The organism is Asaia sp. Ae19-3 (assembly GCF_059801175.1).
In genome coordinates, this window is record NZ_JBCHWF010000001.1 from 64,945 (window position 1) to 81,970 (window position 17,026).

Genomic DNA, 17,026 nt, shown 5'->3' on the forward strand with positions numbered 1-17,026 from the left:
CATATACGTATGAACCTTTCCAGCGTCGGAATCGCTCCCTCATATCTGCGTGAAGCCGATCAGAAGCTGCTCACCACCGAGAAGAATGTGCCGCGCCTCTGCCCATACTGTGCCTGCGTCACTCCTACGCCGCTCCCGTCGCGAATCTGGTAGCGATGGTCGAAAAGATTGACGACATCAGCGCGTAGCTTGAGGCTGTGCCCCATCGGGACGTGGGTGAAGGTATGAGCGTAGCCGATATTGAAAACAGCATAGGAGGGCTGCTTCTCCAGATTGGCGAAGCCGCTTCGCAGCCCGTAGCCATAGAGAAAGTCGAGATAGGCCATGTCATGCTTGTTGCTGTAGGACACGCCCGCCGATGAGGTGAATTCGCTCTGGTGATCGAGCTGGATGCCGTGACGCCTGATATAGTCCAGCTCGGCAACCTCGAACTGGTATTGAGCCGAGTTGATGTCCTTCGCCCAGGTCTTGACGAAGGAGAAATTGCCATAGATCGACCAGCCACCATGGCGCCATGAATTGCCGATTTCGGCGCCATAAACGCGGCCACGTCTATAGCTGAAGGGCGCCAGAATGACGGCACGGCCGAACTGACCCAAATCACCCTGATCGCGCGCCCATTTGCCATAGGCGTCAAGCGTGATCTGATAATCGCGCGTCACATGGTGCAGGATGCCAACATCGACATAATGGGATTTTTCCACCCTCGTTGGCGTGTTCAGCATGGTCTGGGGGGCGTTTGTCGTGCCGGCAAACTTGGCGAGGGTCGCATCTGAAATATATTGCGGCGAAGGCGGCGCGAAATAGCGCGAATAGCCAAAATGGATTGTTGTTGCGTTCGCCGCCTTCCAGACCATGTTGGCCCGTGGGCTGAGCTGCCCCTCACTATGGAAGGAGGAGGCAAAACGGTCATAACGCAAGCCGTAATTGAAGGTCAGGCGAGGCGTGATATGAAACTCGTCCTGAACATAGGCCCCGCCCTCGACGGCCCAGTTGCCACTATTGTCGACGATCCTTCTCGGGGTGGTCGAGGTCTGCTCGCCAGCGTCATCGACCGGGAAAGCCAGCGTGTTGGTATCGAGACGTTCGGCCGTATATTGCCCCAGCAGACCGAAACGCAGAACATGATGGGGCGCAATGTCGTAAGAGGTATCGACCTGCAGCCCGCCCGTGGTGAAGTCGTTTACCTCATGCTGCGAGATACCTGAAAAAGCGAGATCGCGGTTCGGGTCATTGCGGTAATCGATGCGGCCATAGCGAAAATAGGGAGAGATCTGCAGGTTCATCCTGTCGGTGCTGCGCTGATAGGACAACACGGCATAATAGTTCTGTTCGGTCTGTCCGTTATCCAGCAGACGCGACTGGATGCTCTGATCATCGGGCGCGATGGTGGAGGACTGATAGAGCACCGGCAGCCCGGTCGTGTTCGGAAGCTCGAAATCCGAATAGGAGGCACTGGTCAGGAGGCTGATACGGCTTTCGTCATCGAGCTGATAAGCCACATAGCCGAAGCCTTTCTCCTGCTGCGTGAAGTCATGGGTCGCACGGAAGGAATTCGTCGGGTTCTCGATGCCGATATCGTTGCGGTTATAGGAAGCCGTGACGAAATAATCCCAGCGGTCTTTCGAGCCACCAAGCTGAAGGGACGGAATGAAGGTGTTGTAGCTGCCTCCGTAAAGCGAGACCTGATTGTTTTTCAGGCTGTCACCTGTCTTGGTTTTGACATCCACAACCCCTGATGTGCGAAAACCGAACTGGGCGGGCAGTGTCCCTGTCAGCAGATCGACTGACTGGATGATGCGGCTATCCAGTTCCTGACCAAAGCCATTGAGCCCCTCGGGCAGCAGCACACCATTGACGCGATAGGTAAGCCCGCCATGCTCGCCACGCACATGGATTTCGCCATAGGAATCCATCACCACCCCGGGCAGACGAAGCAGGATCTGGCTGAAGGCTGCGTTTTCGCCGCCCGGCGTCACCTGGATCTGTCTCTGGTCAATCCCGTATGAGACGGCCCCCAGACCCGGGGCGATACGTCCGCGTGCCTGATCAAGATGCGCTGTCACGGTGATGTCTTCGCGACCGGGCGGTGTTTGTGCGACGGTTTTCTCGCCGGCCGCAGATAGACGGGGTGCCGTGCTTTTCTTTGGTGATCCCGAGGGCGTGCTGACTGCTGTCTCTACGGGAACGGATGAATGCGGCGTAGCTGTTGCAGGATGCGGTATTCCTCGCCTGGGTCCGGTCTTGACCCGCTGCGTGTCCTGCAATGCGGCTGATGTCAGCACGCTGCCATCCTGCGTCTTCCCCTCGGCTGCCAGGGCTTGTGTTGCGGCAAGGCATAGAAGGCATGGCCCTGTCAGAACTGAGCGCTTCAGAACCGGCTCCAGAAAAGCCGGAGCACGCTTGGGGATGGTGCGCAAATAAGTATATGTTTCAAGGAATCCCTTGAGCTTTCTTAGATAGCAAATGCTATATTGTGAAGCGGAAGGGGGCATGGATCGGTCTTTCACAGCATTTCGGTGGAAAAGGAGAGAGGGCCTCGCCTCAGGCGGCGAGGGTGTCGTAGAGAAGTTTGAAATTGAGGAGCAGAATGATCGCCGCCACGGCCCAGGAGAGGGTTTTCATGCCGGGCGAGATCGTGAAACGCCCCATCTTACGTCTGTCAGAGACGAACATCACCAGCGGGATGACCGCGAAGGGCAGCTGCAGCGAGAGCACGACCTGGCTGAAGATCAGCAGTTTGCCCACACCATGGTCTCCATAGAGCGCTGTCACGACCACGACCGGCAGAATGGCCAGACCTCGTGTGACAAGACGGCGCGCCCAGTGCGGGATGGTCAGGTGCAGAAACCCTTCCATCACGATCTGCCCGGCCAGCGTGCCGGTGACGGTGGAATTGGTGCCTGCGGCAAGAAGGGCGACAGCAAAAAGGGTCGAGGCCAGGCCCATGCCAAGCACGGGCGAGAGCAGGCGATACGCATCCTCGATCTCGGCCACATCCTGATGGCCTGTCCCATGAAAGGCTGCTGCAGACACGATCAGAATGGCAGCATTGATAAACAGCGCCAGCATGAGCGCGACCGTACTGTCGAGAGTCGCCCAGCGTAGCGCATCCTTGCGCCCCTCATCGTCACGCCTGTAGTCGCGCGTCTGTACGATAGACGAGTGCAGATAAAGGTTATGGGGCATGACCGTTGCGCCGATGATGCCAATGGCAATGTAGAGCATGGCAGGGTTGGTCACCACGCTTGCGCGTGGCAGGAACCCGGCCATCACAGCGGCTACCGGCGGGGCGGCTGCGACAATCTGCACGCCAAAACATACGGCGATGATGCTCAGAAGCGCGATGATGAATGCCTCGAGATAGCGGAAGCCGCGATTCATCAGAAACAGGACGATCAGCGCGTCGAAGGCCGAGATAAGCGCGCCAAAAAGCAGTGGGATATGAAACAGCAATTGCAGCGCAACAGCCGTGCCGATGACTTCAGCCAGATCGCACGCGATGATCGCCAGTTCACAGGTGAACCAGAGCACGAAGGAGATGGCGGGTGGAAAATGGTCGCGACAGGCCTGTGCCAGATCGCGCCCGGTCACGATACCCAGACGGGCTGCCAGCGCCTGAAGCAGAATAGCCATCAGATTCGAGATCATGATGACCGAAAGCAGGGTGTAGCCGAATTGTGCTCCGCCCTGCAGGTCGGTCGCCCAGTTGCCGGGGTCCATATATCCCACGGCCACCATATAGCCCGGCCCCACGAATGACAGGAAACGCCTGAGCCAGCCTGCGCCTTCGGGCGCCACACGCACGGAAGAGAAGACCTCGGGCAGACTATGCCCGTCGGCCCCGAGCGCACGTGTAAACCGCCACGGCGTGCGTTTCACATCGGGCTGGTCGGCGCCGATGGGATCGGTTCCGGTCTGGCTGGAGCAGGTTCCCTGTGCGGGCGGAGGGCAGGACATGGGGCGTTACTCAAACCTAAGGCTTATCAATATGCAATATGCTATATTTAGCAGAAGCATACATTCTGGACTGATAACGTCCTGTTGATCAGGTGGTTGGTTTTGGTGCGCTGTCAATGGCAGGGACGGTGCCGCCATCGGCTCGGCAGGTCTGGCCTTTCCACTGCGAAGACGATAGCGTCAGATGCGAACGATTCGCATAATGGCTTCATGCGGCGCCGCAGCAAGGAGTGTTCTGCCATGTTATGCAACGCCCCTCTTCCTGAAATGTCACTGGCAAGGCTGCGCGGAGTGACGGAAACCATGCTGATCACGCTGGCGGCGCGCGTGCTTGCCCCAGAGCAGGCGCCCGATCTCGGGTTTCGCGACCGTACGGCAGAGGCGATCGCGGCGCGGCTGGGTTTTGATCCGGCGCGTTTCGCTGCTGACCGTAAATCGATGCGTGGGACCATTCTGCGGGCCAGATGGTTCGACCGGGTCATCGAGGCCTGGCTCATGCGTTACCCGGCCACACTCTGCCTGAGCTTTGGTTCAGGGCTCGATATGCGCCAGAACCGGCTGAACAACATCGATGCGGCGCTGTGGTATGACATTGAGCTGCCCGAGATCCTGACCCTGCGTGAGCATGTTCGTCCGCCGGGAATGATCGGCACCGGGTTGGTAAGCGATGAACTGGGGGCGGGGTCATGGCTTGATGCCCTGCCGCATAGCCAGGGTCAGCCCATACTGTTTTTTGCCGAGGGTGTGCTGATGTATTTGCCGCCCGAAATCGTATGGCGCCTGTTTGCCCGGCTCAGGGATTTTGCGGCTGCAAGAAAAGCCCCGCTTGGTATCGTGTTCGACTATGTCTCGCCCTTCGTTTCACGGCATGCCCATAGCAATCCCAGTGTGCGTCAGACTGGGGCCCGTTTCGACTGGAGCCTGCGCCAGCTGCATGAGGTATCATCTCGTGTTCCCGGTCTGGTTCTGCGTGAGGACTACGATCTGGCACGTGATATCAGTTGGGGCGCAAGCTGCGTCGCCCGTCTTCATGCGCTGCTCACGCACGGGTCGCTGCTCTGTGGGGCGGCCTTGTTCGAGGCTGGCGCTGATACCGTCTGATCAGTTCGTGTCGGATGGACCAATCAGGGAGCCGAGCCCATTGGCAAGGGCGCGGTCGAAGGCAGCGAGTGTCTCGTCACTCACATAATGTTCGATCCCTTCCGCATCGACGCGCAGTGTCTCTTCACTGATGCCAAGGGCGCGCAGAAAGCTCTCGACGATGCGATGGCGGTTTTTCGCCTCATCGGCCACGCTCTGGCCTTTGCCGGTCAGAAAGACACCGCGATAGGGTCGGCGATGCACATAGCCCTCATTGGAGAGGCGGGTCAGCATCTTGGCGACGGTGGGTTGCGAGACGCCAAGCCGGGTCGCGATATCGACCTGCCTCGCTTCACGCCCTTCGGCCAGGAGATCGGCAATGAGCTCGACATAATCCTCGATCAGCGCATTGCGTCGTGCCGCGCGATTGAGGCGAAACCCTTCAGATTGCGTATCGACGTCAGGAAGCGTGACCTCTGGCATGCCAGTCGGGTCGTCGTGCTGCTCGCCGGGTTTCATGATGCCACCAGTCATGAAGCCCTCATCGCAGATTAGCCCGCCGATCTCAACTGCGCTCATGAAGCGGGGGCGTTGTGCGGTCTGCGTCGCCATGTCATGTCTGTGCCACCCGATCAGGCACCCAGCAGGAAGGACAGGATATGGCCGATCTCGACAGCATCGTTGCCGAAATCGCGCATGACATGCGAGGGATCACCGAGCGTGGCCACGTGGCCGACTATATTCCTCCTCTTGCCTGCGTTGACCCGGGGAAGTTCGGCATTGCCGTGATCGATGCCGGGGGCGGCGCCCATGTGGCGGGCGATGCCGATGAGGCTTTTTCGATCCAGAGCCTGTCGAAAGTATTTGGCCTGACCCTGGCCCTGACACTTGAGGGCAGCGCGCTCTGGAGCCGCGTCCGGCAGGAGCCCTCTGGCAGTGCCTTCAACTCGATCGTGCAACTCGAGAGCGAGCACGGCATTCCCCGCAATCCGTTCATCAATGCGGGGGCCATCGTCATTTCAGATATCCTGGTTTCGCATCTGGGTCGGATGGGCGCCCGTCAGGCACTGCTCGATTTTGCCAGGGCGCAGTCGGGCGCGCCTGAGGGGCTGTATATCGACGAGAACATGGCGCAGCAGGAGCGTGAGACGGGGTTTCGCAACGCGGCTCTTGCCAATTACATGCGCACTTTCGGCAATATCCGAAACCCCATCGACGACACACTCGACCTCTATTTTCATCAATGCGCGCTGACCATGTCATGCCGCCAGCTTGCGGGTATCGGAGGATATCTCATGACGGGCGGGGTGGACCTTCATACCGGTCGCATGGTGACCTCGGTGCCCAATACGCGTACCATCATGGCCCTGATGATGATGTGTGGCCATTATGATGGCTCTGGCGCTTTCGCTATCCGGGTGGGGCTTCCCGGCAAATCGGGGGTAGGTGGCGGTATTCTGGCCATTGCGCCTGGTCTGGCCTCCGTTGCTGTCTGGTCGCCCGGGCTGAATGCTCAGGGCAACTCGCTGCTTGGCACATTGGCCCTTGAGAAACTGGTGCAGAAAACGGGCTGGTCTGTCTTCAACCCGTTTCCGCTCTCGGTTCAGAAAATTACCTGATCAGCCAGAAAGAGAGATCGCATGAGCAAGATCACCCAGTTCTCGACCATTGGTGCGCTGATGGCCGGGCATTTTCGAGGCGAGGCGCCTCTCTCGGCTTTCTGCTCGCATCGGGCTTTTGGCCTAGGCTGCTCGGCCGAGATCAGCGGCGAACTGACCATCCAGGACGGTAAGGTGCATGAGGCGACGGCAGGTGAAGCGCTGCACTGCCTCTCGGCAGAAACGGAAATTCCCTTTGTGCAGGTGACGGAGTTCACCCCTCAGCAGGAGCGGGCAGTTTCGTCTGTCACTCATGAGAATGCACAGGAGCAACTCAGCCGCTTCATTCGCCCCGACAATATCTTTCTGGCTGTCTCGATAAGCGGCAAGTTCGAACATCTCGTGTTGCGTCGCCCGCATCGTGCCGATGACGGCAGTCGCAGCGTCGATCAGGTTGCATCAGCGCAGCAGGTCGATAGGCACGAGGCAATCGAAGGGCGTCTGATAGGCTTCTGGACGCCGGAACTGTTCGGACGCATCTCCGTGCCGGGTTTCCACTTTCATTTTCTCGACGTCAAATCGACGATCAGCGGCCACGTGCTCGAGTTTTCGGCGCAGAATGCCGTTCTGAGTTTCGAAGAGAAAACCACGATCGAGATCGTGAACCCATCCAGCATGTCTTTCAAGGCGCTCGATATCGACGTCGATGCGCTTGATGAGATGATTTATCGGATAGAAAAGTAATTATAATATAATTAATATATATCACTAGAAATTTTTGCAATTACCGCAATCATTTTATAAAATTGTAAATAACAATGATCGTATCAAAAATACCGAGGGCAGTTTTGTGTGTTTTCGTATTCTACGCTGGTTTTTAGATAATCAGCCGCAATTCGACGGGCGGAGTGATAAGGTTGTTTTGCGGCGACGGCTCCGGGTTTTTCCCTTTGCAACAGGTGCCTTGGCCTTTCTATCCAGCCAATCCGCCCACTAGGAAGATCCTCGTGTCAGGGCACTCTGTCTGTTGCCGCAACGATATGCATATGCGACTTTCGGTTTGCAGATATAGGGCGCGTTAAGAAAATGAAGCGGATAGTCAAAGCCTTCATCCTCGTTGCGATCATGGGACTTCACCCGGTTCGAGCGCAGCCCTATCATCCCTCATTTCATCCAGAAGCTCTCAATGACTCTCCGGCTGGGCGTCATAATGACGTTCTGGTGCTTGGCAGCCCTCATCTTTCCGGCCTGACCGCGCCATTTTCGGCCAAAGATCTCGACCCCGTAATGGGAAAACTGGCGGCATGGCACCCCGATGTGATCGTGACCGAGAGCAGCTCCGGCTTGCTATGCGAGTGGATGCGTCATCGGGGAGATGGGCTGGCCGCGTCGGTAGAGCGCTATTGCGCTGACCCGAGCCCCGCCGGAAAGGCGGCGGGTCTGACCGTCGTTCAGGCCAATGAAGAGGCCGATCGTCTTCTGGCCGATTGGCCGCAAAAGCCGAGCCCGGCCCAGCGCCGTCGACTGGCGCTGATCTTTCTGGCGGCGGGCGAGCCGAATTCTGCCGTCGTTCAGTGGCTGCGTCTTCCATCGGCAGAACGCCGGAATGCCGATGGATTGACGATTGAATTGGTCGACTGGCTCACTCTCCAGACAACACGCAGGAATGAGAGTATTCTGATCGGGGCGCAACTGGCGGCACGGCTTGGTCTGGAGCGCGTCTGGGGCATGGATGATCAGAATTCTGCCGGGATGGCGCAGGACGAGAAAGCCTATGGTGCCGCCCTGCAGCAGGCATGGAACAACCCGGCCACCAAAGCGCGTCTGACGCAGGACAAAAGACTTGATGCCCAGCTTGGCACAGTTGACGGCTGGCTCACGCTCTACAGAGCCTATAACGCGCCTGGCTACGCAATGGAGGCTTATCGATCTGACTGGGGGGCGGCTCTGAGGGAGCCCTCAAGGCAGGGATATGGGCGTCAATATGTCGGATATTGGGAAACAAGAAATCTGCGCATGGTCGCCAATATCCGCGAGTTGCTTACCCGCGCACCGGGCAGCCGTTTGCTCGTGATCGTCGGGGCGTCGCACAAGGCCTATTGTGAGGCCTATCTCGATCAGATGCGTGATGTTGATCTCGTCGATGCAGAGGCAGTGCTTCACTGAAAGGGGCCTTCTTCAGGTCGGCGCGCCGGGATTTCTGACGATGAGCCCTTGCCTCGTCGTCACGTCGTGACATGATGACGACCTCTCCCGACATCGTGCCTGACAAGGTGACATGAAGCCGCTCGATCTGACTGTTATCCTGATCTATTTCATTGCGCTCTCGTTTCTGATCTGGCGTGTCAGTCGCAGGGCAGGGAGATCGTCCGACGATTTTCTGTCAGGTCATCATGATCTGCCCTGGTGGGCGCTCTGCCTGTCTCTGGTCGCGACGGAAACATCGACGCTGACTTTCATTAGTATTCCCGGGGTCGGATATACACAGGGGCTCGTCTTTCTCGGTATTGCCGCCGGATATTGTGTCGGACGAGGCGCAGTCGCGCTGTGGTTTCTGTCACGCTATCGCGAGGGCGCGCTCACGAGTGCCTATACCCTGCTTGGGCAGCGCTACGGTGCCTCCATGCAGCGTCTGGCCTCGGGGGCGTTTCTGCTCACGCGCTTTCTGGCCGAGAGCATCCGCCTTCTGGCGGGCGCGCTGCCTGTCGTCTGGCTTTTTACACATGCAGGGCTGCCCGTCGGTCGGTGGACGGTTCTGGGCGCCATACTGGCTTTCACACTCCTCTACACCATGCTCGGCGGATTGCGTGCAGTCGTCTGGTCTGATGCGATCCAGCTGGGGCTTTATGGTTTTGGCGCGGTGTTCTGTGTCGTCTTTGTCGGGCACACCGTCACCATGGCGGGCTGGCATGAAGCCTGGCAGGCCGGGCGCCTGCAGGTCTTTCATCCGATGACGGCCACAAACTGGTGGCATGATCCGTTCACCCTTGCTTCTGCTGTTATTGGCGGGGCAGTGCTTTCCGTCGCGTCTCATGGCACCGATCAGCTTATGGTGCAGCGCCTGCTGGCCGCGCGCTCTCTGCTTGAGGCGCGCCTGGCTCTGATAGGCAGCGCAATCGTGGTGGCTCTGCTTTTCGGTCTGCTTTCGGTGCTGGGGGTGCAGCTCTGGATCCGGGAGGCAGGAAAGAACCTTGCAGGGCTGGGGCTCAACTCCCCTGATGCGCTCTTTCCGCATTTCATCGTCAACGCACTTCCGGCGGGGATATCGGGGCTGCTGATTGCAGGTGTGCTGAGTGCGACGATGGGGTCTTTGTCTTCCACCCTCAATGCGATGGCGGGCGCGAGCCTGACCGATTTCGGCCCTGCGCCACAGCGTCTGATCGAGCGCGCCATGCGGGCGCTGGGCTATCAGCCGCGTGCCCTGTCTGCCCCGCGACTCATGACGCTTTTCTGGGGCGTGGTTCTTCTGACAGGGGCTGCCCTGTTCACCATGGGGACCAAATCGGCGGTGATACTTGGCCTGACCATAGCAGGCTGGTCTTACGGGCCGACGCTCGGCGCCTTCCTCTGCGCGCTTTTTCTGCCGGGTCTTGGCGGGCGGGCCGTCAGGACAGGGTTTGTGGTGTCACTTGCTGCCATGGCACTCGTCCTGATCGGCGGGCAGATGGCGGGCGTTTCGATCGCCTTTCCGTGGCTTGTCCCGCTGGGTATCCTGTTTCACCTTGGCGCTGCCGGGCTCGTGAAGGCCTTTGGGCCAAAAAGCCGGGCGAGGCCGTAAAGGAGCATCATGACCAACAACTCGTCTTTTCCCCAGACCGAGGCGCATGATCCGCGCTACGCGACGATCGAACTCTGGCCCACCGCCACCATTCTCGACGCGCTGGCCGAAGCCCAGATGGCGGCAACCGCATTGGTGCGCGCCGCCGTACCCGCGCTGGAGGCGGTGATCGAGGCTGCTCTGCCACGGCTGCGCGAGGGGGGGCGTCTGTTTTATGTGGGGGCTGGCACTGCCGGGCGCGTCGGCATGCAGGATGGTGTGGAGCTGACGCCAACCTATGGCTGGCCCTCAGAGCGTCTGGTGCTGATGCTTGCCGGTGGCAGCAATGCGCAATCCCAGGCGGTCGAGGGGGCTGAAGACGACGAAGACGCGGCCATGGCTGAAATGGCGGCGCATCATGTCGGCCCGCATGACGTGGTGTTTGGCATCGCTGCGAGCGGGAACACGCCCTATAGCTGCGCAGCCCTGAACGCGGCGCGCAAGGCTGGCGCCCTGACCATTGGTATCAGCTGCGTGGCGGAGACGCGCCTTCTGCGTGAGGCAGAGCTAAGCATTCTGCTGCCGACCGGGCCGGAAGCCGTGGCCGGATCGACCCGGCTTAAGGCAGGGACAGCCCAGAAAGCAGCGCTGAACCTGCTTTCGACAACGCTCATGATCCGTCTTGGCCATGTCTATCGCGGGTTGATGGTCGATATGCGTGTCACCAATGCCAAGCTCGGTCGCAGGGCCGTCACGATGGTGCGTAGCCTCGCCGGGGGGAGTGATGCTGAAATCAACGAGGCGCTCAGGCTCAGCAAAGGCAATGTCAAACGCGCCGTTCTCCTGCGTCACGGCATGACACTTGACGAAGCCAACGCCGCCCTGGCCGCCAATGGCAATAACCTTCACGCCATTCTCAAAGCGTGAGGCCTTCATGATGATACGCCCTGCGGAACCGGGATTTCTGCGTGTTATCGGTCTTATGAGCGGGACGTCGCTTGATGGGGTCGATGCGGCGCTTATCGAGACCGATGGTGTAACGGTCGGGCGCCGGGGGGCGTCGCTCAGTCTGGGTTATGACGCTGCCTTGCGTCAGGCGCTCTATGCCCTGTTCGATCGCGCTTCGGAGCTCAGGGGTGATGAGCCTGAGTTGCTTTCGGCCGAGCGCGCCCTGACCGATATCCATGCAGAGGCTGTTCGTCAGGTTCTGGCGATAGAGGGCGAGGCCGATCTTATCGGTTTTCATGGCCAGACCCTGTTTCACGCGCCACAATCGGGTCGTACCTGGCAGATTGGCGACGCGCTGCGCCTTTCGGGTGCAACGGGCCTTCCGGTCATTCATGACTTCCGGAGTGACGATGTGCGGGCCGGAGGGGAAGGGGCTCCTCTGGCCCCCTGGTATCACGCCGCCTGTCTGGCGGGGCAGGTAGGGCCGGTGGCCATTCTCAATATCGGCGGGGTGGCGAACGTCACCTATGTCGGTCGTGACGGGACTATTCTCGCCTGCGATACAGGGCCCGGGAATGCCCTGCTGGATGATTGGGCCTTGCGTCATACAGGGGTCGCCTGCGATCGCGATGGCGTCCTTGCCCGTGCGGGGCAGGTCGATCAGGCACGGCTTACAGCTTTGCTCGCGGCACCGTTCTTTCATCGTCTCCCGCCCAAATCGCTGGACCGTCAGGCCTTCATCGCGGCCCTTGATCTACTGGCACCGCTTTCGGCTGAAGACGGGGCGGCAACGCTTGTGGCCTTTACGGTGCAGGCTGTCGCGACCACCATTCTGCCGGAGGCGCCGCGCGCGTGGTTTGTCTGTGGTGGCGGGCGCCATAATCCGGCGCTGATGCAGGCCCTCGCAGAGACGCTTGCGGGTCGTGTGGCCCCGGTAGAAACGCTGGGATGGAATGGTGACATGGTCGAGGCAGAGTGTTTTGCCTATCTCGCCATGAGGTCGTTACGCGGACTGCCTCTTTCCGCACCGGGTATTACCGGCGCACCCGGTCTGTTTACCGGCGGGCGGTTGAGTGTGGCGGCTATTCGTCCGGCCCTGGGATTCTGGCCATTGCCATTACGCGATGCAGCTCTGTCGTGTGATCCTCATTGATTGATCTGTCCTTTTTGCGCGCTCGATTGACAGTTTCCATGTGCTGATGCGTTGATGAAGCGAAACAAGGAATGGACGATATCATGGGTAAAATTCTGGCAATTCTGGTGGGCGCACTGACCTTATCCGCCTGTAACGGCATCGAGCATGCGGCCTGCAGCAATGATCCGACGGCGAGTTCCTACCCAGTCAACAGCCCCAAGGCCGTGCTGCATACCTGCAATTAAGGCGGTAACACATCCGTGACTTATTCGCAGATGACGGATGGGTCATGTTTGCGTAAGGTTTTTGACAGGTTAAACAGGTTGGTGCAACGGGTCCTTTCCCCATGCTCCTTCTGGCGCGCCATAGCAGCGTCGGAGGGGTGTTCGGAAAAGCCCTTCATCGATCGGGAGAACACCGTCGATGAGCCCTCTGCGCTGGCAGATGATCGCCTTGTGCTTCGTCGCCAATATCATCAATTTCCTCGACCGATCCAATCTCGCCATTGCGGTGCCGCGCATCGAGGCTGAACTTCACCTGTCATCTTTCCAGACTGGCCTTGCCCTGAGTGCCTTTTTCTGGACCTACGCCCTCATGCAGCTTCCGGTCGGCTGGTTGATTGACCGGTTTGGTGTCCGGCGTTGTCTGGCGGGATCGGTGCTGTGGTGGTCCTTCTTCACTGCGGCAACGGCATTTGTCTCAAGCCTGTCGAGCCTGATCGGGGCCCGGCTTCTGCTTGGCATGGGAGAAGCGGGGGCGCTTCCGGGTTTTGCCAAGGTGGCATTCAACTGGTTTCCACGCACCGAAAGAGGGTTTGCAAGCAGCATTTTCGATAGCGGCTCCCGCGTGGGTTCCGCTCTGGCGCTGCCACTCGTGGCGTGGCTCGTCGCCAGTGTCGGATGGCGCCATTCCTTCATCTGGACAGGGGCCTTGGGCTTCATCTGGGTGGCGGTCTGGTTGTATCTCTACCGCGATCCTAAAGATCATCCACGGGTTACGGATGAAGAGCGTGCGCTTCTGAGCCAGGGTCAGAGCGATGGCGCTGATTCTGACGGAGCCGTGCCTGTTTCTCTTCTCTACCTGCTGAAACAGCGCACGATCTGGGGGATGATGATCGGGTTTTTCTGTCTCAACTTCGCTATTTATTTCTTTATTACCTGGTTTCCGACCTTCCTGATCAATGCGCGGCATTTCTCGCTTGCCGATGTGCGTTATTACGGGCTCTTTCCGGCCCTGTTCGCCATCCCTTTCGGCTGGATTGGCGGCGGCGTTTCAGATGCGCTGCTGCGTCATGGCTGGAGCGCGACACGGGCCCGAAAGACCTGCCTCGTGGGGGGAATGCTCGTTTCCTGCGTGATCGCTTTTGCCCCGATCGTTGAAAGCTCGGCGATGGCGCTGGTTCTCATGGGGATCTCCTATGCGGCTTTGGCCTTTACCGCAGCCAATATCTGGACCTTGCCCGGTGAGGTGGCCCCGAGTGCGGCCAATGTCGCGCTTATCGGGGCCTTGCAGAATGGTGCGGCCAATCTCGCCGGTATCGGTATCTCGACCTTCACAGGCCTTCTGCTGATGCTGACGGGAGGCTCTTTCGTGCTGCCTCTGGCCGTGGCAGGCGTGCTCTGTCTCGTCGGAGCTTTCGCCTATCTCGTGATCATGGGCCCCGTCGAGCGTCTTGCCCTGCCGCAAGACACGCGGAAGTGAGACGCTCTTTGCGCAACGTCGATCGTGTTTTCAGGCTTTTATGCCCGTCTCTTCAGCCAGCAGGAATTTCGTCATGACCCAGGCTCTTGTCATCCACGCGCCGCACAACCTTCAGGTCGAGCAGCGTGACGTGCCGGCCCTGCAAGCAGGAGAAGTAAGGGTGCGTGTGGATGCGGGCGGGATCTGCGGCTCGGATCTGCATTATTATCATCACGGTGGTTTCGGCGCCGTCCGCATCAAGCATCCTATGATTCTCGGTCATGAAATCGCGGGGCGCATTGCCGAGAAGGCGCCCGATGTGAGCGATCTCGCCATCGGGGATGTGGTGGCCGTCAATCCGGGCCTCGCCTGTGGTCATTGCAGCCAGTGTCTCGCCGGTCGGGCCAATCACTGCACCGATATGCGTTTCTACGGCAGTGCCATGCGCGACCCTCATATTGACGGGGCTTTCAGGCAGGATCTGGTCTGCAAGGCGCTTCAATGCGTGAAGGCTGTGCATAAGACGCCGGCTGAACTGGCGCTTTCAGAACCATTTGCTGTGGCGCTGCACGCTGTCAGTCGTGCGGGTGCCCTGATGGGCAAACGCATTCTGGTGACTGGCGCCGGGCCCATTGGAACGTTGGTGGCAGTTGCAGCGAGACTTAATGGCGCCAGAGAGGTGATTGTCACGGATATCCTTGCCGAGCCGCTCGCGATCGCTCTCAAGGCAGGCGCCGACCGCGTGATCAATTCGCGCGAATTTCCCGAGGCATTGGTGGGGCTGGGGCGCAGTATCGATGTCCTGATCGAATGCTCGGGGAATGAGCAGGCCCTGCGTGGCGCGCTCGATCTGATGGCGCCTTGTGGCACCATCGTGCAACTGGGGCTGGGCGATGATGTGACCCTGCCGCAAAGCCGGATTGTCACCGGGGAACTGAGCTGGGTCGGTTCGTTCCGCTTCCGCGAGGAGTTCGCCCTGGCCGTCGATCTGATTGACTCTGAAAAGGCCGATCTAGGCGCGCTCGTCACGCAGCGCTTCGCATTGAGCGACGCAGGCAAGGCATTTGACCTCGCTTCAAACCGTCGGGAAGCGATGAAAGTCCTGCTCGAATTCTGAGGCCCTCTCTCCCGTGATCTGAACGAGAGGGGCCCGCCCCGCGTTCCTGCCGGGCGGTCATAGCCGAAATCTGCCTTCGACATCCTGTATCACCACAGGGCACGCAACCCCGGCAAATACCCCCAGCAGCCCGGCGACATGCGCAGTCGCTCAGGGGAAAGCCACCATGTCCACAGATGCGTGAGAGCGGTCGCTCAGGGTGTCACGCGTTGTCGTCCTGAAGCGGGAGACGGCGCGGGTCAGCGTATCTGCGGTTGAAACCAGATTGCCTACCGCTTCAGCACTTTCTTCTGCGGCTCCGGCATTCTGCATTGTCGTGCGCTCCAGTCCTGACATGGCACTATTCAACTCTGTGATGCTCTGCGACTGTTCCTGTGTGGCTGTGGCAATTGTCGAGACCGCATTATTGATTGCCTCGACCTGCTCCATGACTTTTTGCAGGGCGTCTCCCGTCTCACGCACTTTGGCCGCCCCGGTTTGTACCTGCTGATCCGACTGGCTGATGAGGGCGCCAATCGCTTCGGCAGCCTCGCGCGAGCGCTGGGAAAGGCTCCTGACCTCATTGGCGACAACTGCGAAGCCTTTGCCGACATCTCCCGCACGCGCCGCCTCGACACTGGCATTCAGGGCAAGAAGATTTGTCTGAAACGCGATTTCATTGATGATCGTGATGATGCCGCCAATCTCGCGAGATGAGCCCTCTATGGCTGACATGGCCGCTATCGTGTCGTTTTTGACCTTTTCGGCATGTTTGGCTTCGTGCCATGCGACAGACACCATCTTGTCTGTCCTGAGCGTCTGCTGGGCGGTCTGGCGTATCCGCTCGGTGATCTGCCCCAGGGCAGCGGACATCTCTTCGCCCGCAGCTGCCTGCTGCTCGGTGCGGCTTGAAAGCTGCTCGGCCCCCTGGCGGATGTCATGAGCATTCGTAAGGATATGGTCCGCCTCGGACGATATGTCGTTCATCGTTCGGGAGAGGGTGGCAGCTGTCTGGTTGAAATGCTGCCTGAGCGCCTCAAGTCTTTCAGGAATGTCGTTTTCGCCAATCCTGCGCGTGAGATCGCCATTAGCCAGGGCGCTCAAGGCATCGCCAAGAACCTGCACGGCGGCCTTGTCTTCTTCCGCACGGCGGGTCTGCTCGGCCTGCATGGCGACGCGCGCCTTGTCTATATCGTTCATATAGGTCGAGATCGTCAGATCTATCTCGAGAAGAACAGCCTTGCTGAGACTGACGAGCCGCTCCGTCAGGGCATCCTTGCTATGGGGCGAGAGACGGGTGAGCATGTTGCCGGTCGAGGTGTCGTGGATGATCGCCTTGAAGAGATGCTCCATCACACGGCCATAAGCGCCGATATAGAGGGTGGGCTCAAGGCCGATACGGGCATGAGCAGCACCAATCCGCTCGACATTAGTCACATAGCTCTGATCGAATCTGGCTTCGGCAATGCTGTGCCAATGGGCGATCTGAGCCCGTCTGGCGTGTTCCATATGCGCAGGGTTGGAGAAAAAGCCACCTGCCTCTGGCACCGCGCTGATCTTGCGGTAAAGCCCGTCGAGAGCTGCCGGTATTTCCCGGTCGATCAGATCCGTCATTGAGCGAAGAGCGCGGAGATCCGTCTCCTCCATGCCCATGAAATCCCGTCTGCGATTGAAATCTGTCAGCGTGGTTTCAGTCATGAAAGATCCGGTCCCTTACGTTAATCGCCGTCAGTATGCATGAAAGCCCCTGTATCGACCCGGTAACGTTACAC

At 59.3% G+C, this 17,026-nt stretch carries 14 protein-coding genes; 10 read left to right on the forward strand and 4 right to left on the reverse strand.

From position 1 onward, the window contains the following. Positions 1 to 59: 59 nt before the first annotated feature. Positions 60 to 2,420: a TonB-dependent receptor gene (locus AAID99_RS00330; RefSeq protein WP_498492667.1), complete on the reverse strand. Its 2,361-nt coding sequence runs from the start codon at positions 2,418 to 2,420 to the stop codon at positions 60 to 62. Between the two features lie 124 nt (positions 2,421 to 2,544). Continuing rightward, the gene (locus AAID99_RS00335) at positions 2,545 to 3,960 is read right to left on the reverse strand and encodes an Nramp family divalent metal transporter (protein WP_498492669.1); all 1,416 of its coding nucleotides are present in this window, start codon (positions 3,958 to 3,960) and stop codon (positions 2,545 to 2,547) included. A 240-nt stretch (positions 3,961 to 4,200) separates the two neighbouring features. Here AAID99_RS00335 and AAID99_RS00340 point away from each other — a divergent pair, with 240 nt between their 5' ends. Continuing rightward, positions 4,201 to 5,061, forward strand: coding sequence for a class I SAM-dependent methyltransferase (locus AAID99_RS00340; protein WP_498492671.1), 861 nt, complete (start codon positions 4,201 to 4,203; stop codon positions 5,059 to 5,061). Here AAID99_RS00340 and mntR read toward each other — a convergent pair whose 3' ends face one another. Then, on the reverse strand, positions 5,062 to 5,523 hold the full coding sequence (gene mntR / locus AAID99_RS00345) for a manganese-binding transcriptional regulator MntR (RefSeq protein WP_188425352.1): 462 nt from the start codon (positions 5,521 to 5,523) through the stop codon (positions 5,062 to 5,064). Positions 5,524 to 5,699: 176 nt separating this feature from the next. Here mntR and AAID99_RS00350 point away from each other — a divergent pair, with 176 nt between their 5' ends. The 9 genes from AAID99_RS00350 to AAID99_RS00390 all read left to right on the forward strand — a co-directional run bounded on the left by AAID99_RS00350 (position 5,700) and on the right by AAID99_RS00390 (position 15,275). Next, positions 5,700 to 6,659, forward strand: a complete 960-nt coding sequence (locus AAID99_RS00350; RefSeq protein ID WP_188424528.1) for a glutaminase — start codon at positions 5,700 to 5,702, stop codon at positions 6,657 to 6,659. Between the two features lie 21 nt (positions 6,660 to 6,680). Next, complete coding sequence (locus AAID99_RS00355) at positions 6,681 to 7,382, forward strand: acetolactate decarboxylase (RefSeq protein ID WP_188424530.1); 702 nt, start codon at positions 6,681 to 6,683, stop codon at positions 7,380 to 7,382. Positions 7,383 to 7,724: 342 nt separating this feature from the next. Next, on the forward strand, positions 7,725 to 8,804 hold the full coding sequence (locus AAID99_RS00360) for a DUF5694 domain-containing protein (RefSeq protein ID WP_188424532.1): 1,080 nt from the start codon (positions 7,725 to 7,727) through the stop codon (positions 8,802 to 8,804). 112 nt (positions 8,805 to 8,916) lie between these two features. Beyond that, positions 8,917 to 10,416: a sodium:solute symporter gene (locus AAID99_RS00365; RefSeq protein WP_498492674.1), complete on the forward strand. Its 1,500-nt coding sequence runs from the start codon at positions 8,917 to 8,919 to the stop codon at positions 10,414 to 10,416. Positions 10,417 to 10,425: 9 nt separating this feature from the next. After that, a complete protein-coding gene (locus AAID99_RS00370) occupies positions 10,426 to 11,322 on the forward strand; it encodes an N-acetylmuramic acid 6-phosphate etherase (RefSeq protein ID WP_498492676.1) in 897 nt (298 codons plus the stop codon). 7 nt (positions 11,323 to 11,329) lie between these two features. Continuing rightward, positions 11,330 to 12,496, forward strand: coding sequence for an anhydro-N-acetylmuramic acid kinase (locus tag AAID99_RS00375; RefSeq protein ID WP_498492678.1), 1,167 nt, complete (start codon positions 11,330 to 11,332; stop codon positions 12,494 to 12,496). Between the two features lie 83 nt (positions 12,497 to 12,579). After that, the gene (locus AAID99_RS00380) at positions 12,580 to 12,723 is read left to right on the forward strand and encodes a hypothetical protein (RefSeq protein ID WP_188424538.1); all 144 of its coding nucleotides are present in this window, start codon (positions 12,580 to 12,582) and stop codon (positions 12,721 to 12,723) included. 178 nt (positions 12,724 to 12,901) lie between these two features. Continuing rightward, the gene (locus AAID99_RS00385) at positions 12,902 to 14,179 is read left to right on the forward strand and encodes an MFS transporter (protein WP_498492680.1); all 1,278 of its coding nucleotides are present in this window, start codon (positions 12,902 to 12,904) and stop codon (positions 14,177 to 14,179) included. Positions 14,180 to 14,252: 73 nt separating this feature from the next. Then, a complete protein-coding gene (locus AAID99_RS00390) occupies positions 14,253 to 15,275 on the forward strand; it encodes an L-idonate 5-dehydrogenase (RefSeq protein WP_498492682.1) in 1,023 nt (340 codons plus the stop codon). A 150-nt stretch (positions 15,276 to 15,425) separates the two neighbouring features. Here the strand turns inward: AAID99_RS00390 and AAID99_RS00395 are convergent, their stop codons facing one another. Next, positions 15,426 to 16,952 (reverse strand): methyl-accepting chemotaxis protein, encoded by a 1,527-nt coding sequence (locus tag AAID99_RS00395; protein ID WP_498492684.1) that lies wholly within the window; start codon positions 16,950 to 16,952, stop codon positions 15,426 to 15,428. Between the last annotated feature and the right edge of the window lie 74 nt (positions 16,953 to 17,026).